The sequence below is a fragment of the Burkholderia sp. M6-3 genome (assembly GCF_050858985.1).
In the GTDB taxonomy this organism is placed as follows: Bacteria; Pseudomonadota; Gammaproteobacteria; order Burkholderiales; family Burkholderiaceae; genus Paraburkholderia; species Paraburkholderia caledonica.
In genome coordinates, this window is sequence record NZ_CP110090.1 from 2,006,975 (window position 1) to 2,033,833 (window position 26,859).

The window sequence follows — 26,859 nt, forward strand, 5'->3', positions numbered from 1 at the left end:
ACGCCGATTTATTACGGTATCCGTAACATCTTCCACTACGCCGCGCCATCCTTTTGAGCCGAGGTTTCGGGCTTCAAATCGTCGGTCACCGAATCGTCGGGCGCCGATGCTTCACGCTTCGTGGTCAGCACGGCCGGCATCGACGGATTCTCTGGCTGCGTATAGCGTTCCTGCACCGCAGCCTTGATTCGCGCGAGGCTCCCGGCTGCATCGAGCGAAGTGTCCTGCTCGATCTGCCGCGCCTGCGCCGCGAGATCCGGGTCGCCGATTTCCTTTTCGAACCACCGCGAATAGTCGCCCTTCTCGCGGTGATACTGCCACGTAGCGGCGTCGACCCCCTCCGCGATCTCCACGAACAGTACCAGGTTATGCGCGCGCAGATTCAATGCGCTCTCGGGCCCGCGGAAATAGAAACTGCGCTCGGGAATCAACAGCCCTTCCGCATATTTTCGCCGATGCCTGAGCCGGTGCTTCGTGCCCGGTTCCAGCCGGATCACACCTTCGGGCGCCGGCTCGGTAAGACGCCATAGCACGGCCTCGCCGGGTTGCAGCTGCGTTTGCCCGAGCATGTCGTCGACGTTCGGCACAGTGCGATCCGTCGCCTTCGCAAGTTCCCGCACGGCCTTGCCCGCGCTCGGACCCATTGCGAGCATCAGATTCACCTGGCGCAGGAACGCGCCGTCGAGTTGCTGCGGAGACACCGTGATCGCAAGCGCGGTCGCAAGCGTCTGCGGAATGGTCTGGCTGGCCCCTGCCCATCCAGCGGGAAACAGATGATGTGCCTCGTCGAACACGAGCCAATGCGGCCGCCCGGTTCGCACGCGCAACTGCTGCACTTCGAGTAGCAACGACGCGCAGAATGCGGGCCGCTCGGGCAGCGGCACGCGCAGCAGATTGACGGCTACCGCAGCGCGCGGAGGGCGCAGCAGCAACTGCACGACTTCCTCGATCAGCGGGGCGGTGTGCGCATCGCCGACTACGATCGTGTCCTCGTCGTTCTGGTAGTCGCCTTCTGGATCGATGATGCACAACTGCTGGTGCATACCCGCCAACCGTTCAAGCAGGCCCGCGCAGGCGGTCGACTTGCCGCATCCCGATTCACCGGCGAGCAGCGCCACCGTGCCATGCGCCGCGCAATACTGGTCGGCCAGCCCGCCGCCGTCGCGCGCATGTCCAACAAGGACGCGACTGCGCGGCGTCATGCTCGCCCGTTCGCGCAAGTCGTCCTTTACCAGCGCGTCGACCAGTTCGGCGACACCCGCGCCCGCCGCCTGGCTCGTGATCATATCGGCGCGCTCCTTCAGGGCCGGCAGAGCATTGGCAACCGCCACCGAAAACCCGCACGCGTCGAGCAGCGCATGATCGTTCTCGGCGTCGCCGACTCCCGCCACATTGAACGCGGACAGCGCCAGTTCGCTTAACGCCTCCTGCAAGCCGCTTGCTTTCGATATGCCCGGCGAGACGATCATGACCGCCTCGCCGTTGAAGATGATCTGCAAGCCGAGTCCCAGGTCCCGAATCGCGGCAAGCGCGATCTGCTCGGCGGGCTTCATCGTCGCAATGAGCGTTTCGCTGACGCTGAAATGATGCAGGCCACGGCGCCTCAGTTCATCGACGAAAACGGGCGGCGGCGGCGGCGCCAGGAGCCGCCGTGTGCCCGTCGCCGGCGTGTACAACACACCGCCGTTTTCGGCGACCACCCGCGAGAACATGTCGAGCCGCGGGCAGACGGCGAGCAGGTCGTCCATCTCCCTGCCGCTCACGAGGATCGCCTGGCGGCCCGAGGCGCGCAGGCGGTCGAGCGCATCCCACGTTGCGTCGGCGACGCGTCCGTCGGATGCGAGGGTGTTGTCGTAGTCGGTCGCAATGGCAAGAAATCGCATGAAAGACGCTCCGTAGTGCTGTTTCGTTTCGGCTTGCTTCAGTCGTTCTGCCCCGATTGCGCGCCGCGAGTGCCGCGCAGCATCGCTTCGTAAATGCGCGAGTACTGATCGACCATCCGCTCGACGGTGAAGCGGCGCTCGAATGCCGCCCGGCATGCAGCGCGCTCGATCGTGCCGATTTCCGCGAGCGCGGCCACTGCTTCGTCAACGGAATCAACGAGGAAACCCGTCACGCCGTGTTCGACTATTTCCGGCGCGGCGCCGTTGTTGAACGCGATCACGGGCGTGCCGCAGGCGAGCGCTTCGATCATCACGAGGCCAAAAGGCTCGGGCCAGTCGATGGGGAAAAGTAACGCGCGTGCCTGCCCGAGAAAGTCGTTTTTGCGCGCGTCGTCGACTTCCCCGCAATACTCGACGTGCGGCAACTCGAAGAGGCTGGCGATCTCCCGCTCGAAATACTCGCGGTCATCGTGGGCGATTTTTGCGGCGATGCGTAACGGCAGGCCCGCGCGCCGCGCGATTTCTATTGCGCGGTCGGGCCGCTTGGCCGGCGAGATGCGACCGAGAAACGCCACATAGTCGCCCGGCTCTTCATGAAAACGCAGCAGATCGGCAGGCAAGCCATGATGGACGGTCGCGCGCCAGTCGAGCCATGGAAGCGGCGCGCGCTGCGCCTCAGAAATCGACACCACCGGCATATCGGCAAACTGGTGATACAACGCGCTCAAGCCAGGTATGTCGAGTCGCCAGTGCAAGGTGGTCAGCGACGCGCATCCCAATCGCCGTGCGAACGGAAAGCTCGTGTAGTCGGTGTGAAAATGGACGAGGTCGAAGTCATCCGCGCGCCGTACCACTTCCTCGAGCATCGCGAAGTGAAATGCCTGCGCGTCGGCCGTATCCTCGATCAGGCGGATCGCACAATCGCTGCCCGAGACGAGTCGTGCCCGGGTGCGGGAATCGCCCGTTGCAAATAGCGTGACGTCGTGGCCTAGCGAGACGAGGCCGTCCACCAGCCATGCCACCACCCTTTCCACGCCGCCATAAGCGACGGGCGGAACTCTCTCGTACAACGGTGACACCTGGGCGATGCGCATGCGTTGCTCCGCTCGACGAACCGATGCGTAGCGCGCCGCATCGTGCATGCCCGGCAATGTCGCGTGTGAGCCGCCGCGATTGTCGTCGTTGGAAGATTGTCGTCGTTGGAAAAATGTACAGGTCGGCGATGAAATTTAAACGTTATGGCGGGTGACGGGCAGCTAGGCTATCGGGCCGCTGTAGCCGTCGGCGGGCGATGCGGGCTCGACTCGCTCGACGTGCTCGTCGATCCAGTCCGTCGCCCGCTCGCGCGCGAATTCGATCGCCTCATGCTCGTCGACGAAATCGCGATGAAACTCCATATCGTGCGTATCGTCGCTCGAACTCACGGCGCCTTGCGTCACCTCGATCCTCACGTGCGCGACGATCGCGCCGTCGTCGACGCCTGCCGTGACATGAACGATGCAGCCTCCATATTCGAAGTCCATGATGTCTTCTCCCGCGTGTGGTGGTTATGCAGCGCTAGCTGCGCTTCGCGCTGCCGTTGCCGCGCGTCTTCGCGGAGGTGCGGGGCTGCGCGGTTTCCAATGTTTCCACGCTCTCGTCGTCGATTGCCTCCGCCGCGCGTCGGCCCTTGCCCGACTGTTCCGCCGCAATCGGCGGCTCGGCGTCGCCCGCGTCGCCTTCCGCTTCGATCTGTGCCTGGGCGCGCAGCCAGTAATCGTCGGGCCGCCCTTCGGGCGAGCCGTCGCTCTCCCACAGTTCATACGCGCGCTTGCGAATTCGGTCCTCTACTGTCGGTTCGACCGGTAAGCCTGCCATTGCAATCTCCATACGGGTTGTGAGTCGACGCACGCGCGCCACGCGGCGGCCGCGCACGTGACCCAGCAAAGCACGTTCCCATGTGTCAAACGGTGAAACTCGACGCCGAGTCGCAGATACTTGAAAACACTTGCCAGGATTCGCACAGACTCGCGCTGGCGCGCTCGCCGTAGCACCGGCCAGTTGTTATAATTCTTTCAGCAGTTCTGATTCAAATATAACGCCGCTCACGCTGCCCTCGCGCCAGGATTCCCATGCCGAAACCCGATCGTCTTCGCGCTCTCGCCGATGCCTTGACGAGGCAAAACGTGATGCGTCTGCGCGACGCCGCGGCTTTGCTGGGCGTGTCCGAAATGACGGTGCGCCGCGACATTGCGGCCAACTCGGATCGCTTCACGTATCTCGGCGGCTACATCGTCAGCGCGACCGACGTGCCGAACAACGCCGGCTATTCGCTCGAACAGGAAAAGGACCACTTCGCGCAGGCCAAGGCGGAGGCGTCGTCAATCGCCGCGGGGCTTATCGGCAACAACGAAACGCTTTTTATCGACTGCGGCACGACGCTCACCACGCTCGCGCGGCTCATTCCCCCCGAGCGGCATGTCACGGTGGTCTGCTATTCGTTGAACGTGGCCGAGATTTTGCGGCGCAAGCCAAATGTGCGGATGATCCTGCTAGGCGGCGTGTACGTGCCTTCGTCGGATTCGTTTGCGGGGGAGGAAAGCCTTGAGATGCTGCGCCGCATGGGCATCAACAAGGCGTTTATTTCAGCGGGCGGCGTGGACCCCGCGCGCGGCGTGACGTGCTGGAATTTTCACGAAGTCGCGCTGAAACAGGCGGCAATGGCGAGCGCCGTCGAACGGCACCTCGTGGTGGACATGAGCAAGTTCGGCGTCGTCAAGGCCGTGCGCTTCTCGCAGATCGACGACTTCGATTCGATCATCACCGAGCGCGGCCAGGAGCACCGCAAGCGCAGATAGCGCAGATTTTCCCTTGCGTTCCCGCGCTGCGCTTCGATACATGCGAAGTGCAGCGCGTGCCCAGCCGCAGATGCTCAGCGTTTGCGCTGCAGCGCGAAGAGCGTCCCGGCAAGCAGAATAAACGCGCCGATAATCACCTTTTGCCAGGTGCTCGGTACGCCGACGAGAATCAGCACGCTCTTGATGAGCGTGACCAGCACCACACCTAGCAGCGTTCCCACCACCGTACCCGTACCGCCCGTAATGCGGGCGCCGCCGAGAATGACTGCGGCGATCACGTCGAGTTCGGAACCCACCAGATCGAACGGATTCGCGAGGCGGTTGTTCGACACGTGCAGAATGCCCGCGATGCCCGCGAGCATGCCTGTATAACCGAACACGAACAGATGGATCGCGCGCAGGTTGTAGCCGAGTCGCTCGGCAATCGCCAGCGAGCCGCCCATCGCGTAGACGGCGCGGCCCATCATTGTGCGATTCAGCAGCCACCATGTGACGACCGCGGCCGCGACCAGCGCGAGGACCGACACGGGCAGCACCGCGCGCAAGCCGTCCGCGGTGTGATAGAAAAACAGCGGAATGCGCCCGAATCGATCCATGCTGTGCGGAATGTTCATGAAGAACGTCGTGCCGATGAACGTCAGCAAAAGCCCGCGATACAGATATTGCGTGCCGATCGTGACGATCAGCGAAGGCGCCTTCAGCCGATGCACCAGCAGTCCGTTCACCATGCCGAGCACGACGCCGCCGAGCGCACCGGTGACGAGGATCAACGCGAACGGCGCGTCCGGCCACCAGGCGAACACGGCTTTCGTGATGCCGTACATGGTCAGCGCGGCGATCGCGGTGAACGACACGTCGATGCCGCCCGATGCAAGTACAACGAGCGTGCCGAGCGCGAACAGCGACATCGTGGTCGCCGAATGCAGCAGGTCGAACAGCGTTGCGAACTGGAAAAATCGTGGATTGATTGCGCCGACGATCAGGCAGGTCACCACGATCAGCGCTACGGTGAACCACTCGGGGTTGCGCGCGAGCCGCGTGCGCAACCCTGGCGCTTCGACGCTCGGCGCGATTTCGACGACGGTGGGAGTGGTCATGGTCTGCTTCATTGGCGATGCGCTGGGCGAGTCGCTGGACGAGTCGATGTGCGACGGGATGCGCGAGTTCATGGCGGTTGACGTCCTCTATGCCGCTTCGGAAAGCAGCGCGTGATACAGATCGGCTTCGCTCAGTTCGTCGGCGCGATATTCCGCAGCCACACGGCCCTTCTTCATCATCAGAATGCGGTCGCAGTTCTGAAGAAGTTCGGGCAAGTCGTCGCTGATCAGAATGATGCCTATACCGCGTTGCGACAGCCGCTGCATGATCCGGTAAATGATGTCCTTGGAGCCCACGTCCACGCCCACAGTCGGTCCATGCAGAATCAGCACGCGTGGGTCGATGGCGAGCCAGCGGCCGATCAGCACGCGTTGCTGGTTGCCGCCCGATAGTGACTGCACCGGTTTGTCGACGCCAGGCGTTGCGATCTGCAAGTCCTTCACGGTCTGTTCCGCGAGCGCTTGAGCACGCGTGCGGTCGATCTGGCCGAAGCGGTCGCGCAGGCTCGAAATCATCGCGGTGATCACGTTGTCGCGAATCGGCTTGTCGAGAAAAAGGCCTTCGTTCAAGCGGTCTTCGGGCACATAGCCGATGCGATGGCGCTTCGCGTCGGAAGGCGTGCGCAGCGCGATCTGCTGCCCGTCGAGCAGCACGTCGCCCGATTGCGCCGGTGCGGCGCCCGCCAGCGCGCGCGCAAGCTCGTTGCGCCCGGAATCGAGCAGCCCGGTCACGCCGAGAATCTCGCCGCCGTGCAGCTTGAACGAGACGTCGCTGAACTGCCCCGCGCGCGTGAAGCCGCGCACGTCGAGCACGATGTCCTGCGCATGCGCGCTCTCGCGGTAACGTTCATTCGACAGATGGCGGCCCGTCATCAGTTCGCTGATCTGCGCCTTGGTGAACCCAGCAATGGGCCCTTGCGCCATTTTCTGTCCGTCGCGCAACACGATCACTTCGCCGCCGATCGCATAGCACTCGTCGAGCTTGTGACTCACGAACAGCACCGTCACGCCTTGCGCGCGGAGGTTCGCGAGCACTGCGATCAGATTGTCGACTTCTTTTTGCGTGAGCGACGTAGTGGGCTCGTCCATGATGACGAACTTCGCCTCGCTCGCAATCGCGCGGGCAATGGCGACGAGCTGGCGCGTCGCAAGCGGCAATTGCTCGATCAGCGTCGATTGAAACTCGCTGTTGCCGGGCAGGCCCACGGCTTCGAGCGCGCGCGCGGCGGTGGCGGCGAGTACGCGGCGATCGAAGGTACGCGCGAGCCGTCCTTCGTGTGTCGCAAGCTCCGACGTGAGCGCGACGTTTTCGGCGACGCTCATGTTGGGCAGCAGCGAGAGATCCTGATATACGGTTTCGATGCCGGCGGCGAGCGCCTCGAGCGCGGACAGCCGCGCGTGCGGCACGCCTTCGATAACCAGTTGGCCCTCGTCCGGCGGTTGCGCGCCGGAAATGATCTTGATCAGCGTGCTCTTGCCGCAGCCGTTTTCGCCGAGCAGGTGATAGATCTGCCCGCGCTGGAAAGAGAGACTCACGCCACGCAATGCATGTACGCCGGTAAAGCGCTTATGCACGCCGACCACTTCCAGGAAAGGTTGCGACAACGGCGCGGAAGATACTTCTTGTTGATTCATGATGATCGGTCGCGGTGCCGGGGCGCGCCCGCCGGACGCGCCCCGAAGTGAACAACGGAATCAGAACGGATACTGTTTGTAGTTCGACTTGTCGACATTCACCCAGCCTTGGCCACGCACGATGATGCCCTTGCCCGGACCCTTCGCGACCGTCACCTTCGTGTAGCCCGGAATGCCGAGATCCGCGCCGTTCTCCACGGTCTTGCCGTCCACCAGCATCTTCGCGACCTTGTTCATCGCAATGCCGGCAAGCTTGGGATCCCAGAACGCAATGCCGTTGATCGCGCCGCTTTCGAGGAACTTGCCGGCCTCGGTCGGCAGACCCGTACCGTACACGCAGATCTTGCCCTGCATGCCCGCTTCTTCGACCGCACGGCCAATGCCGATCACATCCAGCGACGACGAACCCTGGAAGCCCTTCAGGTCCGGATGCTTGCGCAGTACTTCTTTTGCGACTTCATAGGCGCGCTCGCCGTCGTTGTTGGTTTCGAGTTTCGGCTCGACCAGATTCATCTTCGCGTATTTGGCCTTCGCGTTGCCGATGCCGCCGTCGGCCCATTGGACCTGCGAGCGGCTACCGAGCGAGCCGACCAGCACGGCCCACTTGCCCTCGTTGTGCATGCACGAAGCAAGGCGTTCATTCAGACCGGCGCCATAAGCGGTGTTGTCGAAGGCCTCGATGTCGACCATCGTGTTCTTCGCGTTGTCCGCTTCATGCGTGACCACCTTGATGCCGCGATCCATCGCCTTCTTCAGCGCTGGTTCGAGCGTCGGCGGATCGTAGGGGACGACGGCGATCGCGTTCACTTTCTTCGCGATCAGGTCTTCGATGATCTTCAGTTGCTGTGCCGCATCCGCCCGGCCGGGGCCCGTCTGGTACGCGGTCACGCCGGGGTTGTCCTTCGCGAACTCCTTGACGCCTTCGTCCATCCGGTTGAACCAGTTGATACCCGTCACCTTGACGACCGTGACAATCGTCTCGTTGGTCGCGGCCTGCGCCGCGGCGATCACGCCCACCGTAAGAGCGGCTGCTGCGAGCGCGGCGCCCAGTCGAGTCAATTTCATGCAAAGTCTCCTTTATCGTTCGATGTCGCCCGTGCTGGCCGTGTCAGCCGTCGCGAACAGGCAGGGCAACCTGTCCGCCTTTACCGAGAACCCGCTATTGCGTTACCGCCTCTGCGTCGCGCCCGCACTGCCGGAAGCCGCGGTCTTCGCGGGCTGGGTGGAGCCTCCTCCACCGCCCAGACCGAAAATCGCCCGCACGCGTTCACCGCCCGCGAACGCCAGCGACAGCAGCAGCAAAAAGCCCCACGCGCAGTCGCCGAAAAACTGCGACACGCCCAGCAGATTGAAGAGGCTCGACAAAAACTGCAGTACCGTCGCCGCGAAGAACACGCAGATAATGCGACCATGGCCGCCGGCCGGATTCACGCCGCCCATCACCGCAATCAGGATGGCGATCAGCAGATACGAGTTGCCGTAGTCCCACTTCGCGCTGGAGGTGTGCGTCGCGCTGATCAGACCGGCGAGCGAGGCCAGCACGCCGCACATCGCGTAAGTGGTGATCAGCATGCGCGCGCGCGGAATGCCCGCGTAGAACGCGGCCTTCGGATTCGTGCCCATCAGATAGAGTCGCAAGCCGAATGGGCTGCGCTTGAGGAGCCACCCGAGAACGATCACTGCGGCAAGAAAGATGCAGAAGGCAATCGGCACCTGCAACACGGTGCCGTTGCCGATATCCGACAACGGCTCGACATAATCGACATGCACCGACGCGCCGTTGCTGATCACAACCGCAAAGCCGGTAAACAGAAGCTGCGTGCCGAGCGTGCAAAGAATCGGGGTGAGTCTGAGGCGCGCGATCACCACGCCGTTGAGCAGGCCGCCCAGCAGCCCCATCATGAGCACGATCGCGCAGAAGAGCGACGTGTACAGCACCGGCGAATCGTCACCGTTGACGAGGCGCGGCACGAGCATCGCGGCGACCATGCCCGACAGATTCGCGAGCCCGACACCGGACAGGTCGATGCCGCCGTTGCCCGACACCATCGAGAGCATGATGCCGAGCGCGAGCAAGCCGAGTTCCGGCAGTTGGCCGCCCATCGACTGAAGATTGTCGATGTCTACAAACTGGCCGCGCGAGAGCCACGTCGCGACCAGCACGACGAGCACGTTGACGATCAGCAGAAAATTAAGTTGCCGGTCGGCAAACAGTTTTCCCGCAGCAAACGAAGACTTCATGGCGCTGACGATCTCCTTGACACTGCACGAATGATTACGAAGCCTGCGCTGGTTGAGCCGACTCGCTCAGTACACGGTTCACTTCGGCGAGCGTCGGCATTGAAGGCGCCGTGCCCGCGCGCGTGACGGATATGCCCGCGAGCGCGCAGCCGAAACGCATGGCGGAAATCGCGTCTTCGCCGCGCGCGAGAGCGGCCGCAAAGCCGCCTGTGAAGCCGTCGCCCGCGCCGGCGGTTTCGACCACCGCACCGCACCGGAACGCAGGCAACCATATCGATCGGGTCGCGTCATGCAGCAATGCGCCGCCCTCGCCGAGCGTCACGATCACGGTGCCGACGCCTTTCGCGAGCAATACGTCGGCTGCACGCCGCGCATCGTCGACGTTCGCGATCGGCACGCCCGTCAGCGCGGCGGCTTCGGTTTCGTTCGGCGTGATGTAGTCACACAACGGGAAGATGTCGTCGTCGAGCGGCAATGCAGGCGCAGGATTGAAGACGGTCGTGACCCCATGCTTGCGTGCCACTTCCAGGCCGCGCCGCGCGGCCGCCAGCGGCTGTTCGAGTTGCGTGACGAAGACGCGCGCGCCCGCTATATCGGCTTCGATGGCATCGACGTCGGCCGCGCTCAGCGTCCCCGCCGCGCCCGCGGCAACGATAATGGCGTTCATGCCGGTGGTGTCGTCGACGAAAATATGCGCGGCGCCCGTGGAGACGCCTTCGACCACCGAGGCGCGCGCCGTGATGCCTTCGCGCGCCCATGTTGCTTGTGCAATGGACCCGAATGCGTCGTTGCCGATGCGCGTGCAGAACACGACCTCGGCGCCCGCCCGTGCCGCGGCGACTGCCTGGTTCGAGCCTTTGCCGCCTGGCCCCATCGCAAATGCGGAACCCGCAATGGTCTCGCCGACGAGCGGCATGCGCGCCGCACGAAACGTCAGATCGGTCACGTAGATACCGAGAATGACGACGCGTCCGCTCTGTTGTGGCTGCGAGCTCATGAACGCAGCCCTCCTCGCGAGGTGTTCATCGCAGCGCGATGCGGCGCGTGCCGCACCATGTCGTTCTTCAACTGCAGGTAATGAGTGTTCAGCACGTTGTCTCCTCCATTTTCTGGTTGGCGTGCATTGGCTGCGCGGTCAGTCTCCGTACGGTATCCAGATGTTCTTCACCTGCACGGCCTGACGCAAAAACGGCAGGCCCTCGCTTGCACGGTCGAACCAGTCGAACTGGCGGCCGTAGTCGGTGAAGGTGCGCTTCAGGTTGCCGACCGACTCACGCTCGATCAGCGTCGCATCCGCCGCGCTGCCGAAGGACCACACCGCGTCCACGTCGTCGTGACGCGCGAGCGCCGGCAGCAGCGCTTCCCGTTCGCCCGTGACGATGTTCACTACGCCGCCGGGCACGTCGGACGTCTCGACCACCTGATAAAAGTCCGTCACCGCGAGCGGACACGCCTCGCCCGGCAACACCACCACGCGATTGCCCATTGCCAGCGCCGGCGCCGCGAGCGAAACGAAAGCAAGCAACGGCGCCTCGTCCGGACATGCGATGCCGATCACGCCGAGCGGCTCGTGCATGGCCAGCGCGACACCTCGCAGCGGCGGTGTATGCACTGCGCCATCGAACTTGTCGGCCCACGCCGCGTAGGTGAACAGACGCGTGACCGAGGCTTCCACCTCCGCATGCGCCGCGGCATCCGTCGCGCCGTTTCGCACCGTCAGTTGATGCGCGAATTCGTCCGCACGCACCGCCAGATTCTCCGCAAGATAGAACAGCACCTGCGCACGGTTATGCGTGCTAGCCTGCGACCACTTTTGCGCCGCACGCGCCGCCTGCACCGCGTTGCGAATGTCCTTGCGGTTGCCCTCACCCACTTCGCCGACCCGCGTTCCATCGGGCGCATGAACCGGCAACGAATAGCCGCTGTCCGGACGCACCTGCTTTCCGCCAATAAAGAGCTTGGCCGTGCGGTCGATCAACGCAAGATTCGAAACCTGACGATCGTCGCTCGCATTCGTCGCCGTGCTAACCGGCTGGCGCTTCGGAAGATTGAGCCACGCACGCGGTTTCAGATATTCGTGAATGCCCTCACGTCCGCCCTCGCGGCCATAGCCCGATTCGCGATACCCGCCAAAACCGACGGCCGCATCGAACAGGTTCGTCGCGTTGACCCAGACGACGCCCGCCGCGAGCCGCGGCGCGACATCGAGCGCGCGGCCGATCGTTTCGCTCCACACGCTGGCGGCGAGTCCATAGCGTGAATTGTTCGCGAGCGCGATCGCTTCGTCGGGCGTGCGAAAGCTCATCGTGACGAGCACGGGACCGAAGATCTCTTCCTGTGCAAGAGTCGATGCGGGCGCAACGTTAGTGACGAGCGTTGGCGGATAAAAGCAGCCGTTGGCGGGCAATGCGGTATCCGCTGCCTGCCAGATCGCGCATCCCTCGCGCCGCCCGATTTCGACGAGCGAGTGAATCCGCTCCAGTTGCACCGGATCGACGATCGCCCCCATGTCGATGCTCTTGTCGAGCGACGGACCCACGCGCAGTGTCTCCATGCGGCGCTTGAGCTTTGCGATGAAGCGTGCCTCGACGCCTTCCTGCACCAGCAAACGAGAGCCCGCGCAGCAGACTTGCCCCTGGTTGAACCAGATGGCGTCGACCACGCCTTCGACCGCGCCGTCGAGATCGGCGTCGTCGAATACGATGAATGGCGATTTGCCGCCGAGTTCGAGCGTCAGCGATTTGCCCGATCCCGCCGTGACCGAGCGGATCAGCTTGCCAACCTCGGTCGAACCGGTGAACGCAATCTTGTCGACTTGCGGATGCTCGACCAACGCTGCGCCCGTCGAGCCGTCGCCAGTGACGACGTTCAGCACACCTGCGGGCAGGCCGGCCTGATGCGCGAGTTCGGCGAACAGGAGCGCGGTCAGCGGCGTGTATTCGGCCGGCTTCAACACGACGCAATTGCCCGTTGCGATAGCGGGTGCGATCTTCCATGCGAGCATCAGCAGCGGAAAATTCCACGGCACGATCTGGCCGATCACGCCAAGCGGCGCATGATCCGCGAACTCGCTGTCCTGCAACTGTGCCCAGCCCGTGTGATGCAGGAAGTGACGCGCGACCAGCGGCACGTCGAGGTCGCGCGTCTCGCGGATCGGCTTGCCGTTATCGAGCGCTTCGAGCACCGCAAAGAGCCGGCTATGCCGCTGCACCATGCGGGCGAGCGCATACAGATGCCGCGCGCGTCCCTTGCCGCCGAGCGCGAGCCAGCCCGGCTGCGCCGCGCGCGCGGCGGCAACCGCGGCGTCGATATCGGCCGCGTCGCCTTGCGCAATATCGGCGAGTCGCTCGCCGCTTGCGGGCGCATGTGAGACGAACTGCGCGCCGTTCGCCGGCGCATGCCACGCGCCGCCGATGAAATGCCCGAAACGCGCGTCATGTTGCGCGAGCCATTGGCGCGCGGGCTGATCGTCCTCGGGTGCGGGACCGTAATCCATCGAAGAAAAATACTCCGCTACGCTCATGGTGGTCTGCTTCAGGCTACGGGGTGACGGTTGAAAGCGGAATAACGGCCGCTCACGTGATGTTCGAGTTGCCGCTCGATGTCGGCAAGCAGGCTTGACGCGCCGATGCGAAAGAGCTCCGGTTCGAGCCAGGCGCGGCCGAGTTCTTCCTTCATCAGAATCTGATAGGACAGCACCGACTTCGCGCTCGACACGCCGCCTGCCGGCTTGAAACCGATCGGCACGCCGGTGCGCTCGTGATATTCGCGGATCATGCGCACCATGACGAGCGACACGTCGAGCGTCGCGTTCACGCCTTCTTTGCCAGTGGATGTCTTGATGAAGTCGGCGCCGGCCATCATGCAGACCATCGACGCGCGCGCGATGTTCGACAGCGTGCGAATGTCGCCGGTCGCGAGAATGGCTTTCAAATGCGCGGGGCCGCAGGCCGCGCGGAATTCGCGGACTTCGTCGTAAAGCGCCTGCCAGTTGCCGGTGAGAACATATTCACGCGTGACGACGATGTCGATCTCCGCCGCGCCGTCCGCGACCGAGGCCTCGATCTCCTTCAGCTTCAGTGGATGAGGAATCAATCCGGCCGGAAAGCCGGTCGACACCGCCGCGACCGGAATGCCGCTGCCCTTGAGCGCATCGACGGCCGCGCCGACAAAGCGGTGATAGACGCACACAGCGCCGGTCGTGATGCGCTGCGGCGTCATGCCAAGCGCTTCGAGAAGGTCGGCGCGAACAGGCTGGCGTGCTTTCGCACATAGGCGCCGCACACGGCCTTCGGTGTCGTCGCCGCTGAGTGTCGTGAGATCGATGCAGGTGACGGCCTTGAGCAGCCAGGCGGCCTGCGCCTCTTTCTTGACGGTGCGGCGCGTCGCGAGTGTCGCCGTGCGGCGCTCGACCGCCGACTGGTTGATGCGCAGACCGTCGAGCCATGACGCGTCGAACGGCATGCCCGGGTTGCGTACCGGATGAACGAGCGGCCCGCCGCGCAATGCGACGACCGAAGACGACGACGAGAAAGAAGGATCAGGCATGAGGCGTCCGGAATTTTGGTGCACGGCACAACGAGGCGCCGGCGAATGACTCCTGCCTATGCTACATCGCGTGACAGGATTATCACAAGCGTTACGCGTCGATCGTCACATTTTGACGATGTCACGGCGTGTGACGCCGTAAATGTTATTGACGCACCAAATCCATGATGCGAAGATCACAACACACCTAGCGCGCATCGCGGCAGACACAAATAGAATTTCGTTGCGCCGACGAAGGAGACAAGCCAGATGAGTGAACCGGTCGCGCTCGCTTCATCGCCCCGCACGCCATTGCTCCGCGTGGCCGGCGTCACCAAGCGGTTTGGCGGCGTACAGGCACTGCGCCGCGTCGATCTCGAAGTCCTGCCCGGAGAAGTCCACGCGCTGCTGGGCGAAAACGGAGCGGGCAAATCCACGCTGATCAAGATACTCAGCGGCGTCCATGCGTACGACGAAGGCGTCATTCAGATTGCCGGCGAGCGGGTCGTGTTCGACTCGCCCGCGCAGTCGCGTGATGCTGGAGTGGCAGTCGTCTATCAGGACCTGAGCCTCGTCGAATCGTTGTCGGTCGGCGCGAATCTCATGCTCGGGCGCGAGCCTCGCACCCGCCTCGGTTTCGTCAAAAATCGCCAGTTGATGGCGACGGTCAGCGCGTTTCTCACGTCACACGGCATTCCGCTCGATCCGCGCACACCGGTCGGCGCCCTGCCCTTTGCGTACCGGCAGATGACCGAAATCTGCAAAGCCCTGATGGGCGACGTGCGCGTGCTGATTCTTGATGAACCCACTTCGGCGCTGAGCGGCGGTGAGGAACGGATTCTCTTCGACGCGATTCGCACAGTCACGGCGCGCGGCGTGGGCGTGATCTACGTCACACATCGGCTGAATGAAGTATTCCGTATCGCGCAGCGTGTCACGGTGTTTCGCGACGGCGCAAATGCCGGCATGTTCGCGGTCGCGGAAACCGACATGAAACGACTCGTCGCGGCAATCGTCGGGCCGAAGCATGCCGCTTTGCAGGCAAAAGCAAACGCCGTTGAAGGCACCGGTGCGCCGGCCGGCACGGCAACGTCTCCATTAGCTTCAGCGGCGGCCAGTGCTTCGACTACACCGGCGCTGAACATGTCCTGCGTCTGTAACGACCGTCTGCAAGACGTCGATCTGAATATCGAACAAGGTGAGATACATGGCCTCGCGGGGCTGATCGGCAGCGGACGCACGGAGATCCTGGAAACGATCTTCGGGCTTCGCGCGATCGAGAGCGGCACTATCGCGATCGACGGCAAAGCGCGTTCGCAGTTGAAGCCCGCCGAGGCGATCAAGCTCGGCGTTGCCCTCGTGCCCGAGGACCGCCATCTTGAAGGGCTGGTTCTCGATCATTCGATCGAACGCAATCTCACGTTGCCGCGCCTGCCGCAGTTTTCGCGCTGGGGTTGGTTGCGCAGCCAGGCTGCGGTATCGCAGGCAAAGACCGCGATGCAGGCGTTCTCCGTCAAGGCGCCCGGCGCTTCGACGCCGGTCAGACTCCTGTCGGGCGGCAATCAGCAGAAAGTGGTATTCGCCAAATGGAACCATCCACGGCCCAGGCTCCTGCTGCTGGACGAACCGACGGTCGGTGTCGACGTCGGCGCGAGAGAGGAAATTTACGGCGTGATTCATCAGGCGGCGCGCGACGGCACCGGCGTGCTCGTCGTGTCCTCGGATCTCGATGAACTGCTGCGCTTATGCGACCGCATTTCGATCGTCGCCGACGGCCGCATCGTCAAGACCGTGGCGCGCGCTTCGCTTGCGAACGCCGAGGCGCTGCATCACCTGCTGCAACTTTCCCGCTCATCCACCGAGTCTCGTGAAGGGACTCCCCACGGGGCTCACGCAACATGAACGACTCCGCTTCGCCGCTGACGGCTGAACGGCAGGCCGCTTCGGCGCCGCGCAGCCGCGCGCGACGCATCGCGCAACTGCTGCTGCAAGGCGACCGGCCGTACGCGCTCTATATCGCATTCGCTGTGCTGCTGGTGGTCTTCAGTTTCGCGTCGCCGTGGTTTCTCTCGATCGACAACTTCCTGAACATCGGCCGGCAGACCGCGCTGGTTTCCATCATCGCCATCGGCATGACGTTCGTGATCATCGCGCGGCAGATCGACTTGTCCGTCGGGTCGTCGCTCGCGTTATCCGGCATGTCCGCCGCGCTCGCGATGGCGTACATCGGCGATCACTGGTTGATCGGTGCAGTGGCCGGCATCGGCACGGGCGCGCTGGTCGGCGCGATCAACGGACTCGTGACCACGCGGCTGAACATTCCATCTTTTCTCGTGACGCTGGGTTCGTTGAGCGCCGCACGCGGACTTGCACTGCTCGTCACGACCACGAAGCCGGTCATCATCACCAACGACTCGTTCATCGCGATCTTCGGCGAAGGCGATATTGCGGGCGTGCCGGTGCCCATCATCTGGACGGTACTCGCCGTCATCGCAGGCATTCTGCTGCTGCATTACAGCGTATTCGGCCGCCAGGTGTATGCGGCAGGCGGCAATCCGACGGCCGCGCGCTACTCGGGCATCGACATCCGCCGCGTGACCACCCTCGCGTTCATTCTCACCGGCGTGCTGGCCGGACTTGCTGCGCTGGTGCTGTCCGCGCGCTCGCATGCGGCGCGGCCCGACGTCGTGCAAGGACTCGAGCTCGATGTGATCGCCTCCGTCACGCTCGGCGGATGCAGCCTGTTCGGCGGGCGCGGTTTCGTGCTCGGCACGCTGCTCGGCAGTCTCATCATCGGCACGCTGAACAACGGACTCGTGCTGCTCGGCGTGAGTTCGTCGCTACAGCTTGTCATCAAGGGAATCATCATCGTTGCAGCAGTCGCATTTACGAAGAAGTGACGAGGCACGCCGATCACTCGTGAAACGCGGACCCCGGCGCGAAACGCGCGTGAGGTTGCCCGACCAGCTGGAGACTTAATCCCGACTCAACACAGACGTAAAGACCAACGGAGGAGAACATGAAACATTGTCATGGCTCGACAAGCCGGGCGGCACGTGGCGTGAGTTCGTCAGCGGCGGCCGTCGTGACTGTGAGCGCCGCCCTGGCCGCCGCACTGGCTTGCGCCAGCGCCGGCGCGCAATGCGTGAGCAGTCTGCAAGCGGGATCGATCGGACCGAAGTCGATTGTCGGCCAGGGACCGAACGGCGAGAAAGCCGCTTCGGTCGACGCCGTCCAGCTCACCGCCGCCGAGGCGGCCAAAGTGAAAGCGGGCAAATTCAAGGTCGGCATTTCGATGCAGACGATGAACCTCGACTGGTCGCAACTGCAGGTGCAAGGCATTACCGACACGCTGAAGAAGTACGACGTCGACGTGATCGGCACTGCGTCGGCCGAGTACCAGGTCGACAAGCAGATTGCAGACATCGAGAACACGATCCAACGTCATCCCGACGGCATCATCTCGATTCCGGTCGACGGCACCGCGACCGCTGCGACGTACAAGAAGGTCTCCGCCGCCGGCATCAAGCTCGTGTTCATGGACAACGTGCCGACGGGGCTCAAGCATCCTGAGCAATACGCGTCGATGATTTCCGCCGACAGCGAAGGCAACGGCCAGATCGCGGCCAAAGTGCTCGCCTCGTGCGTGCCGCAGGGCGCGACCATCGGGCTCGTCAATTTCGGCGTTGACTACTTCAGCACGAAGGAGCGCACGAAGGCAGTCAACGAGTGGATGAAGAAGAACCGTCCGGACATCAAGATCAAGCAGGTCGACTTCACGGACCCGTCGAAGGTCGGCCAGATTGCGGGCGACTTTCTGACAGGCAATCCGGACGTCAAGGGGCTCTTCGCCGTGTGGGATCAACCGGCGCTCGACACGTTGACTTCGATGCGCGCGCAAGGCGTGAACATTCCCGTCACCACCGTCGACCTGGGTCTTCAGTCGGCAATCGAGATCGCCAAGGGCGGACCGCTGAAGGCGACCGGCTCGCAGCGTCCGTATGATCAGGGCGTGGCCGAAGCCATGGCGATGATGAAAGCGCTGATCGGACAGACGCCGCCCGCATGGATCGGCGTGCAGTCTTTGCCGGTGGTTCAGTCGACGGTGCTCGAAGCCTACAAGACGGTGTTCAAGAAAGACCCGCCGCCGCAACTCGCGGACGCGTGCAAGAAGGCTAAGCCGGCTTGCGGATGAACTGCGGTCAGCGCGTCACGTGATCGTCCGCAAGGTTGGGCGATCAGGTGACGCAGCATGCGGAACGGGTCATGCATTTACCGTTGCCGACATGGCCTGGCTGATTCATTCAACGGAACATCAATGCCGCCACGACCCGTGCGGCAATTCCTTATCTCGCCGCGCGGCCGCGAGGCCCGCGACCATGCCCGCCCGGTCGTAAGGGATGCAGTAGACGGGTTTCGCGCGCTCGAAGCGCCAGCTGTCCGCGAGCGGGCCTGCATCGACGGGATCGAAGCCGAATTGATCGACGAGTGCGCTCACCACGTGCCGCGCTTGCTGATCGTCGGCGGCTAGCGGCAACGCTCGGCGGTTCGGCGTGCCGGGCGCCGTGCCGGCCGTTTCGAGATCTTTCGCGAGAATCGCATTGAACGCCTTCACGACTCTCGCGCCGGGCAGCGCGGCGGCGAGCATCTGGCTCGTCGTCGTCACACCGTTTTGCAGTGCTTCGATCGGACCGTCGCGGTCCGGATAGTGATTGCAGGTGTCGATCACGATCTTGCCGTCGAGTGCCGCAACCGGCAGATGACCGATCTGGCCGAACGGCACGGACACCACGACGACGTCGCCGAACTTCGCCGCCTCCTGTGCGGTGCCGGTCGCGCAGCCGAGCGCCGCCGCCGTGCTGATCAGGGTGTTCGGATCGCGCGAGTTGGCGATCATCACTTCGTGGCCGTGACGCTGAGCGACGGTCGCCAGCGCGCGGCCGAGAAAGCCCGCGCCGAGAATGCCTATCTTCATGTTCCACACTCCATGCATGTCTGAGAATCGCTCCGGTGAACACCCGCTCATCGGTTGACAGGCACTATGATTCAAAACTCATGCGTGATAAATGCGCAAATAATGACGAGTGTCGAAAGCAACAGTGGGGAATGTGCATGGATCGGCTCACCAGCATGGCTGTGTTCGTCAAAACCGCCGAGAGCGGCTCGTTCGCGGCAGCCGCGCTCGCGTTCGGCATCTCGTCGCAGATGGCCGGCAAGCATGTCGGCATGCTGGAAGAGCGCGTCGGCGCGCGACTGCTGAATCGCACGACACGCCGTCAGAGTCTCACCGAGATCGGCCAGATTTTTTACGAACGCTGTAAGGCCCTGCTCGCGGATGCGCAAGCGGCGGAGTCGGTTGCGCAGGAATTGTCGGCCTCGCCGCGCGGGCGCCTGCGGATCACCGCGCCCGTCACGTTCGGCGCCTGCTGCCTCGCCCCGATGATTACCCGTTACCTGGAAGCGCATCCCGACGTGCGAGTGGAACTGACGCTGACCGACCGCTTCGTCGATCTCATCGACGAGGCGTATGAGGCCGCGATCCGGCTCGGCACGCTGTCCGATTCGACGCTGATCGCGCGGCCGTTGATGCCGTACCGGCTGGTCGCGTGCGCGTCGCCTGCTTATCTCGCGAGGCGTGGTGAGCCCGCGACGCCCGAGGCGCTGGCCGCGCACGAGTGCCTCGCGTTCGCCTTCACGAGCATGCCGGCCGCAACTGAATGGCGTTTTATCGACAATGCCGGGCGTGAGCACGTCGTGCCGGTTGCAGGCCGTTTCGAGGCCAACGACGTGAAAGCGCTGGTCGCGGCCGCGCTCAACGGCGCGGGGATCATGCTCGCGCCCGAAGTTGCCGTGCGGGACGACCTTGCGGCGGGCCGTCTGGTGCACCTTCTGAACGGGTATGAAGCGCCCCCGCGAACCATGCACGTTGTGTTTCCGGCGAGCCGTGTGACGCCGAAGCTGCGCACGTTCATCGACCAGGTGGTTGCGGAGTTTGGGCCCTCTGCCGCTTGAGAACCGGGAGCGTACGAAGAACCCACCGGAGCGCAGTGCGCTCAAACGGTGGCCTCACACCCGGCCTCGTATCGAATCCCTGGAATGCAGGTCTGCACGGAGCCTTTCAAATACAGCTCAACGGGCCTTCAGTGCACCCGCCATGCAGCACCTCAACGCGCCCCGAAAAGCCGCCAATCTCGCTGCATTGCCCGCGAGAATCCCCGGCTTTGCCCGCGTTGAGCGCCGCACAAGGCAAAATACGGGTTTTGCGCGCGCAAAGCGCGGCGACACGGGCAGCCATTGGGCACCGGCCGCCGCCACGCGGCGCGCCTTCCAGACATCGCGCGACGGCGGCCATGCCGGCCCGTCGCGTGTGGCGCACTCGGGACAGCTCGTCCTTTAACAGAGCATCTCAGGAGCATTTATGACCGATTCGAACCCGTCCTTCCTCGGCAGGATTTCACTGGCCGTCAGCGCGTTTTTCCGCATTCTCGGCGACGGCGAATTCGCCGCCGGCGTGCTGCGCGTGCGCGACGGCGACACGGCTGCCCAGGCACGGGCGCAGGCGAGCGCGCCCGCTGCGCAGCCGGCGCCGTCGCTAAAGGAAGCCAACCCTGACGCTGCGCTGCAACTGCTCGGCCTACTGCAACGCGACGCGCGTTTCATCGACTTCGTCGAAGAAGACATCAAGCGTTTCAGCGACGCCGATATCGGCGCCGCCGCACGGCTCGTCCACGAAGGTTGCCGCGCGACGCTGCGCGAGCACTTTACGATCCGCCCGGTGCGCGACGAAGCCGAAGGCAGCCGCGTCACGCTTCAGGAAGGTTTCGACGCAAGCGCGATTCGCCTGACCGGCAACGTCGTCGGCAAGGCGCCGTTTAGCGGCAACATCAGCCATCGCGGCTGGCGAGTCGAAGAAGTGCGCTTGCCGAAGCTCGCGGAGAGCCACAACGCGAAGGTGATCGCGCCGGCGGAGGTGGAGCTATGAGCGACGCGCCCTACTCCATCGGCATCGACCTGGGCACGACGCACTGCGCACTCTCGTATGTGGATACGAGTGCAAGCGACGGCGAGAAGACCGCGCTGACGGTGCTACCCATTGCCCAGCTGACCGGGCCCGGCGCGATTGCCGACCTCGATCTGTTGCCCTCGTTCCTGTATCTGCCGCACCCGGATGAACTGGCTCCCGGCGACCTGCACCTGCCGTGGACCGGCGAGCGCGAGTTCGCCGTCGGCGAATTCGCGCGCAGCCGCGGCGCGGCCACGCCGATCCGGCTCGTGTCGAGCGCGAAAAGCTGGCTGTGCCACCCGGGCGTCGATCGCCGCGCGGCGATCCTGCCCAACGATGCTCCGCCCGAAGTCGCACGCGTGTCGCCGCTCGAAAGCTCGGTGCGGTATCTGACGCATTTGCGCGAAGCCTGGGACCATCTGCACCCCGACGCGCCGTTTCGCGAGCAGGACATCACGGTCACGATTCCCGCATCGTTCGATCCGGCCGCGCGCGAATTGACCGCCGAAGCCGCCGAGGCCGCCGGCTACGGCCGCATGACGCTGCTCGAGGAACCGCAGGCCGCGCTGTATAGCTGGATTCAGAAAAGCGGCGGCCAGTGGCGCAAGCAGGTCAAGGTCGGCGACATCATTCTCGTGGTCGATGTGGGCGGCGGCACCACCGACCTGTCGCTGATCGCCGTCATCGAGCGCGACGGCAATCTCGAACTGCATCGCGTGGCCGTCGGCGAACACATTCTGCTGGGCGGCGACAATATGGACCTCGCGCTTGCGCACGTGGTCGCCCGCAAACTCGCTGCCGAAGGCACTCAGGCCGATGCGTGGCAGTTGCGCGCCCTCACCTATGCATGCCGCGCGGCCAAGGAAACGCTACTGAGCGACCCGGCCACCGACACCGTACCGCTCGTCGTGCCGAGCCGCGGCTCGAAGCTGATCGGCGGATCGATCCGCACCGAGCTCACGCGCGCGGAGTTGACGCAGACCATTCTCGACGGCTTTTTCCCGCAGGTGGACAGCGGCGCACGCCCGGTGAGCCGCGCCCGTGCCGGTCTCACGCAGCTCGGTTTGCCTTATGCGCAGGACGCGGGCATCACGCGGCACCTGGCCGCGTTCCTCGCCCGTCAGGTCGGCGCGCTCGCGGAACTCGAAGGTCTGGGCGAGACGGCATCGCACGACGCCGCGCAAAGCGCGAGCTTCCTGCATCCCACGGCGGTGCTGTTCAACGGCGGCGTGTTCAAGTCGGCGCTCCTCGTCGAACGCATCATGGGCACGCTCAATGGCTGGCTCGCGGCAGAGGGCGCCGCTCCTGCGCGGCTGCTCGAAGGCGCCGATCTCGATCTGGCCGTTGCGCGGGGCGCAGCCTACTACGGCTACGTGCGACGCGGTCAGGGCGTACGGATTCGCGGCGGCACGGCGCGGGCTTACTACATTGCAATCGAGTCGGCGATGCCCGCCGTGCCAGGACTGGAGCCGCCGATCCAGGCACTGTGCGTTGCCCCCTTCGGCATGGAGGAAGGGACCGACGCCGAACTGCCCGCGCAGGAGTTCGGCCTCGTCGTCGGCGAGCCGGTGCACTTCCGGTTCTTCGGGTCGTCGGTGCGTCGTCAGGATCAGGTTGGAACGCTGCTCGACTTCTGGGGTCCCGACGAGTTGCAGGAACTCGAGGAGATTCAGGCCACGCTGCCCGCCGCAGGCCGCACAGCCGGTGAAGTGGTGCCGGTCAAGCTGCATGCGCGTGTGACGGAAGCCGGCACGCTCGAACTCGAAGCCGTGCCGCGCGGCACCGATGAGCGCTGGAAAGTCGAGTTCGACGTGCGCGGCAACGCGAATGCATGAGTGAGATGAAGCGGTACAGCGTCGGCATCGATCTCGGCACGAGCAACACGGTGCTGGCTTATGCAGAAGCCGGGTCCGACGAGATTCGCGTGTTCGAGATCGAACAGCTTGTGAGTCCCGGCGAAGTCGCCGCGCGTCCGCTGCTGCCGTCGGTTCGGTATCACCCCGCGCAAGGCGAGTTGAGCGCGGGCGATCTGCAATTGCCATGGAGCGACGGGGAATCGGTTTCGTCGCGAGATGCGGATCGGCGCGCGGCGAGCAACACCGGCAAGCTGTCGAGCGATGGCGTCGACGCGCAGCCCGTCGTCATCGGCCGGCTTGCGCGGCTGCTCGGCGCTCAGGTTCCGGGGCGGCTCGTCACGAGCGCGAAAAGCTGGCTGTCGCATGCATCCGTCGACCGCGTTGCGCCAATCCTGCCTTGGGGCGCCGCCGACGACGTCCACAAGGTCTCGCCGGTCGAAGCCAGCGCGAGCTATCTGGCGCACGTGCGCGCGGCGTGGAATCAACGCTTTCCCGACGCGCCGCTGGAACGGCAGGACGTGGTGCTCACGGTGCCGGCCTCGTTCGACGAAGGCGCCCGCGCGCTGACCGTAGAGGCGGCGCGCATGGCGGGCCTGCCCTCGCTGCGGCTGCTCGAAGAACCGCAAGCGGCGTTTTACGACTGGCTGTTCCACCATCGCGAACGGCTCGGGGCGGAACTCGCGCATACGCGGCTCGTGTTGATCTGCGACGTGGGCGGCGGCACCACCGACCTGACGCTGATCGAAGTCGGCATGGCGGACGGCGAACCGCAGCTCACGCGAATTGGCGTGGGCAACCATCTGATGCTCGGCGGCGACAACATGGACCTCGCGCTCGCGCACCTCGTCGAAGCGCGCCTCGCCGGCGGCGGCGAGCGCACGCGTTTGTCGGCGGCGAGTCTTTCGCAACTCGTCGAACGTTGCCGCGGCGCGAAAGAACTACTACTGGGACCGCAGGCACCAGACTCGGCGTCGATCACGCTGCTCGGCGCGGGCTCGAAGCTCGTCGGCGGAGCGCGCACGGCTCAGATCACGCGCGATGAAGTGGAGCGCGTGATCGTCGACGGATTCTTTCCTGCGGTTGGGCCGCACGAGCGGCCGGGTCGGCCACGCGGCGCGATCGTAGAGTTCGGTTTGCCCTACGCGACCGATGCGGCCGTCACGCGCCATATCGCCGCTTTTCTGAGCCGCTTCGAGGCTCAGTCGCGCAAGGCATTGGGGTGGGTTCAGAACGATGCAGGCGCCGGCCCCGGCGCGGACGCCGGGCCCGCTGCCGACGCCCACGGTGTCTCGGGCGTCGAGCCTGCGTCGAATGCCGGCGGGCCGCCACCACTCGCCGTGCCCGACACCCTGCTGCTGAACGGCGGCGTGTTCCGTGCGCACGCATTGACACAGCGCCTCGCGACCACGCTGGGCGCGTGGCGCGGCGAGCCGCTTAACGTGCTGCACAACGACAATCCGGACGTCGCCGTCGCGCGCGGCGCGGTCGCCTATAGCCTTGCGCGGGCGGGCGGCGCGCCGAAAATCGGCGGCGGCTCGCCGCGCAGCTACTTCCTCGTACTCGACGAACCCGCCGGCGGCAAGCCGGATTCACAGCCCGCGCAACGCGGTATCTGTCTGCTGCCGCGCGGCACCGAAGAAGGCCACGAAATCCTGATCGCCGAGCGTACGTTCGCGCTGCGCCTCGGGCATCCGGTGCGCTTTCACCTCGTGTCGTCGAGTGCGGACACTGTGTACGCGCCCGGCGAGCTCGCCGATCTTTCAGGCGCCGACTTCGTCCGCTTGCCGCCCATCGCGACCATCGTGCAGCCGCGCGGCGCCGGCAGCGCGCGCGAGACCGCCGTGCGGATCGCCACGTCGCTCACCGAGGTCGGCACGCTCGAAGTTCACTGCATCGATCGCGACAATCCCGCCGAGCGCTGGCTGCTCGACTTCCAGCTGCGCCGCGAAGACGCGCAGGTGAGCCTCTCCGACGATCCCGCGCAGGCGCGGCATCCGCGGCTTGACGAAGCCATTGAGCAGATCGACCGTTGCTTCGGCTCGCGCTCGCAAAACGTCGACAAGAAGGAAGTGAAACGCTTGCGCTCGCAACTCGAACAGTTGCTGGGCTCGAGGGAAAGCTGGAACAGCGCGCTGCTGCGTGAACTGTTCGGCGCCCTTTGGGAACGCGCGCGCAGACGTCGCCGCTCGGCGGATCACGAGCGACTATGGCTCAATCTGGCCGGCTATTGCGTACGGCCGGGCTTTGGCTATCCACTCGACGAATGGCGCGTCGAGCAATTATGGTCGTTATTCGACGACGGTATTCAGTACGTCCAGGAAAGCCAGGTGTGGTCCGAATGGTGGACGCTCTGGCGCCGCGCCGCGGGCGGCTTAGACGAAGGCGCGCAACTGCGCGTGCTCGATGCGATGCACTATCTGCAGACGGCCGCGCAATCGCGTCACAAGCTGCCGTTCGACGTGTCGAAAACAGGCACCGCCGACATGGTTCGCCTGAGCGCGTCGCTCGAACGCATCCCAGTTGCGCGCAAGATCGAACTCGGCGAATCGGTGCTCGCGCGTTTGCAGAAACCTTCGGAGAATCATCAAGGCTGGTGGGCGGTCGGGCGCATCGGCGCGCGCCGGCCGTTCTATGGCAGCGCGCACAGCGTCGTGCCGGCCGACGTCGCGAGTCAGTGGCTCGATGCGATTCTCGCGCTCGACTGGAAAAAGGTGGACCCGGCCGCCTTCGCCGCGGTCCAGATTGCGCGCATGACGGGCGACCGTTCGCGCGATCTGCCCGATGAGATGCGCCACGCCGTGCTGCGCAGACTCGAAGCCGCGAGCGCGCCGCGCGCGTGGATCACGATGGTCAGTGAAAACGTCGAGCTGGATAACGCGGACGAAGGCCGCGTGTTCGGCGAGTCGTTGCCGGCGGGACTGAAACTGATCTCCGACTAGCGGCGCTCAGGGCCGCTCGCCACGCGCGAGCCGCGCGTCGATATCGTGAACGACCGGCATCAGATCCGCGACGCTGTCGATCACGTAATGCGCGCCCGCGGCCCGCAATTTTTCGATTGCCGCGTCCCGGCGCCGCGCAAAGTCAGCGGGCGCGAGTGCCTTCACGTCGTCTTCGGCCATCCCGAACGCGTTGCCGCTCACGGCCACGCCAACGGCCCACGTGCCGCCGTTGATTCCTTCCTCGATGCCGACCTCGGTATCGTCGACCTTGATCGCCTCTTTCGCGCGCCATACGCCGAGTTCCGGCAGCGTCTTGTAAATCATGTAAGGTGACGGCCGCCCTTCCGGCGTGTCGCCCGTGCAGACGATGCTGTCCGGCGAAAAGCCCTGCGCTGCCGCGCCCGGCACGATCTCCGCCATGATCTCGCGCGTGTAGCCGGTCGTCGTGCCGATGCGGATGTCGTCGCGGCGCAAGGCGCTCGCCACTTCGGCGACGCCCGGAATCACCGAGCTATAGCTCGCGGCCACCGCAATGTTTTTCGGCACGAACACGTTGTAGACCGCGTCGATGTCCTCTTCGCGAGGCGCATGCCCGTACTTGTCCGCCCATGCACGCGAGATGCGTGGCAGCGCCATCAGCGCCGCGATGTGCGGCCGCTTGGCCATGCCCATCGGTCCGCGCGCTTCGTCGATCGTGATGGATACGCCGAACTGCTCGAACGTTTCAACAAACGCGCCCATCGGCGCAAGCGAACCATAGTCGACCACCGTGCCGGCCCAGTCGAAGATCACTGCTTTAACGTGTTTCATTGACTTCCGTTTCGTATTGCCGCGTGGTTGG

General features: G+C 64.6%; 21 protein-coding genes. 8 read left to right on the top strand and 13 right to left on the bottom strand.

Annotation, left to right across the window (positions count from 1 at the left end):
* Positions 1–35: 35 nt before the first annotated feature.
* The 4 genes from OH764_RS08675 to OH764_RS08690 all read right to left on the bottom strand — a co-directional run bounded on the left by OH764_RS08675 (position 36) and on the right by OH764_RS08690 (position 3,740).
* Complete coding sequence (locus tag OH764_RS08675) at positions 36–1,883, bottom strand: HAD hydrolase family protein (protein WP_498846480.1); 1,848 nt, start codon at positions 1,881–1,883, stop codon at positions 36–38.
* 38 nt (positions 1,884–1,921) lie between these two features.
* On the bottom strand, positions 1,922–2,977 hold the full coding sequence (locus OH764_RS08680; protein ID WP_498846481.1) for a glycosyltransferase family 4 protein: 1,056 nt from the start codon (positions 2,975–2,977) through the stop codon (positions 1,922–1,924).
* 162 nt (positions 2,978–3,139) lie between these two features.
* Entirely contained in the window at positions 3,140–3,406 is a 267-nt protein-coding gene (locus OH764_RS08685) for a hypothetical protein (protein ID WP_027777092.1), read from the bottom strand.
* Between the two features lie 34 nt (positions 3,407–3,440).
* The gene (locus tag OH764_RS08690) at positions 3,441–3,740 is read right to left on the bottom strand and encodes a DUF2934 domain-containing protein (protein ID WP_498846482.1); all 300 of its coding nucleotides are present in this window, start codon (positions 3,738–3,740) and stop codon (positions 3,441–3,443) included.
* A 254-nt stretch (positions 3,741–3,994) separates the two neighbouring features.
* Between OH764_RS08690 and OH764_RS08695 the strand changes: the two genes are divergently transcribed.
* The gene (locus OH764_RS08695; protein ID WP_087754581.1) at positions 3,995–4,720 is read left to right on the top strand and encodes a DeoR/GlpR family DNA-binding transcription regulator; all 726 of its coding nucleotides are present in this window, start codon (positions 3,995–3,997) and stop codon (positions 4,718–4,720) included.
* A gap of 74 nt (positions 4,721–4,794) precedes the next feature.
* Here OH764_RS08695 and OH764_RS08700 read toward each other — a convergent pair whose 3' ends face one another.
* From OH764_RS08700 to deoC, 7 genes are all read right to left on the bottom strand, one after another.
* On the bottom strand, positions 4,795–5,829 hold the full coding sequence (locus tag OH764_RS08700) for an ABC transporter permease (protein WP_087754723.1): 1,035 nt from the start codon (positions 5,827–5,829) through the stop codon (positions 4,795–4,797).
* A gap of 75 nt (positions 5,830–5,904) precedes the next feature.
* Entirely contained in the window at positions 5,905–7,452 is a 1,548-nt protein-coding gene (locus OH764_RS08705) for a sugar ABC transporter ATP-binding protein (RefSeq protein ID WP_498846483.1), read from the bottom strand.
* 60 nt (positions 7,453–7,512) lie between these two features.
* Positions 7,513–8,517: an autoinducer 2 ABC transporter substrate-binding protein gene (locus OH764_RS08710; protein WP_020066133.1), complete on the bottom strand. Its 1,005-nt coding sequence runs from the start codon at positions 8,515–8,517 to the stop codon at positions 7,513–7,515.
* A gap of 102 nt (positions 8,518–8,619) precedes the next feature.
* A complete protein-coding gene (locus tag OH764_RS08715) occupies positions 8,620–9,693 on the bottom strand; it encodes an ABC transporter permease (RefSeq protein WP_498846484.1) in 1,074 nt (357 codons plus the stop codon).
* Positions 9,694–9,727: 34 nt separating this feature from the next.
* Positions 9,728–10,690 carry a ribokinase gene (gene rbsK / locus OH764_RS08720; protein WP_498846485.1) on the bottom strand — a complete coding sequence of 321 codons (963 nt, stop codon included), beginning with the start codon at positions 10,688–10,690 and terminating at the stop codon, positions 9,728–9,730.
* Positions 10,691–10,828: 138 nt separating this feature from the next.
* Positions 10,829–13,216 (bottom strand): aldehyde dehydrogenase family protein, encoded by a 2,388-nt coding sequence (locus OH764_RS08725; protein ID WP_498846486.1) that lies wholly within the window; start codon positions 13,214–13,216, stop codon positions 10,829–10,831.
* Between the two features lie 11 nt (positions 13,217–13,227).
* A complete protein-coding gene (deoC, locus tag OH764_RS08730) occupies positions 13,228–14,241 on the bottom strand; it encodes a deoxyribose-phosphate aldolase (RefSeq protein WP_214884343.1) in 1,014 nt (337 codons plus the stop codon).
* Positions 14,242–14,490: 249 nt separating this feature from the next.
* Here deoC and OH764_RS08735 point away from each other — a divergent pair, with 249 nt between their 5' ends.
* The 3 genes from OH764_RS08735 to OH764_RS08745 all read left to right on the top strand — a co-directional run bounded on the left by OH764_RS08735 (position 14,491) and on the right by OH764_RS08745 (position 18,415).
* The gene (locus OH764_RS08735; RefSeq protein WP_498846487.1) at positions 14,491–16,122 is read left to right on the top strand and encodes a sugar ABC transporter ATP-binding protein; all 1,632 of its coding nucleotides are present in this window, start codon (positions 14,491–14,493) and stop codon (positions 16,120–16,122) included.
* Positions 16,119–17,120, top strand: a complete 1,002-nt coding sequence (locus tag OH764_RS08740) for an ABC transporter permease (protein ID WP_088174391.1) — start codon at positions 16,119–16,121, stop codon at positions 17,118–17,120. Before OH764_RS08735 ends, OH764_RS08740 begins: the two co-directional genes overlap by 4 nt.
* Before the next feature lie 119 nt (positions 17,121–17,239).
* Positions 17,240–18,415, top strand: coding sequence for a substrate-binding domain-containing protein (locus OH764_RS08745; RefSeq protein ID WP_498846488.1), 1,176 nt, complete (start codon positions 17,240–17,242; stop codon positions 18,413–18,415).
* A gap of 120 nt (positions 18,416–18,535) precedes the next feature.
* Here the strand turns inward: OH764_RS08745 and OH764_RS08750 are convergent, their stop codons facing one another.
* A complete protein-coding gene (locus tag OH764_RS08750; RefSeq protein ID WP_498846489.1) occupies positions 18,536–19,195 on the bottom strand; it encodes an NADPH-dependent F420 reductase in 660 nt (219 codons plus the stop codon).
* 137 nt (positions 19,196–19,332) lie between these two features.
* Here OH764_RS08750 and OH764_RS08755 point away from each other — a divergent pair, with 137 nt between their 5' ends.
* The 4 genes from OH764_RS08755 to OH764_RS08770 all read left to right on the top strand — a co-directional run bounded on the left by OH764_RS08755 (position 19,333) and on the right by OH764_RS08770 (position 26,018).
* Complete coding sequence (locus tag OH764_RS08755) at positions 19,333–20,232, top strand: LysR family transcriptional regulator (protein WP_498846490.1); 900 nt, start codon at positions 19,333–19,335, stop codon at positions 20,230–20,232.
* A 406-nt stretch (positions 20,233–20,638) separates the two neighbouring features.
* Positions 20,639–21,202: a DUF2760 domain-containing protein gene (locus tag OH764_RS08760; RefSeq protein ID WP_498846491.1), complete on the top strand. Its 564-nt coding sequence runs from the start codon at positions 20,639–20,641 to the stop codon at positions 21,200–21,202.
* Positions 21,199–23,058: an Hsp70 family protein gene (locus OH764_RS08765; RefSeq protein ID WP_498846492.1), complete on the top strand. Its 1,860-nt coding sequence runs from the start codon at positions 21,199–21,201 to the stop codon at positions 23,056–23,058. Before OH764_RS08760 ends, OH764_RS08765 begins: the two co-directional genes overlap by 4 nt.
* Positions 23,055–26,018, top strand: coding sequence for an Hsp70 family protein (locus OH764_RS08770; RefSeq protein WP_498846493.1), 2,964 nt, complete (start codon positions 23,055–23,057; stop codon positions 26,016–26,018). Before OH764_RS08765 ends, OH764_RS08770 begins: the two co-directional genes overlap by 4 nt.
* Positions 26,019–26,024: 6 nt before the next feature.
* On the opposite strand, the gene phnX is transcribed toward OH764_RS08770, so the two are convergent.
* Positions 26,025–26,828: a phosphonoacetaldehyde hydrolase gene (gene phnX, locus OH764_RS08775; RefSeq protein ID WP_498846494.1), complete on the bottom strand. Its 804-nt coding sequence runs from the start codon at positions 26,826–26,828 to the stop codon at positions 26,025–26,027.
* Positions 26,829–26,859: the final 31 nt, after the last annotated feature.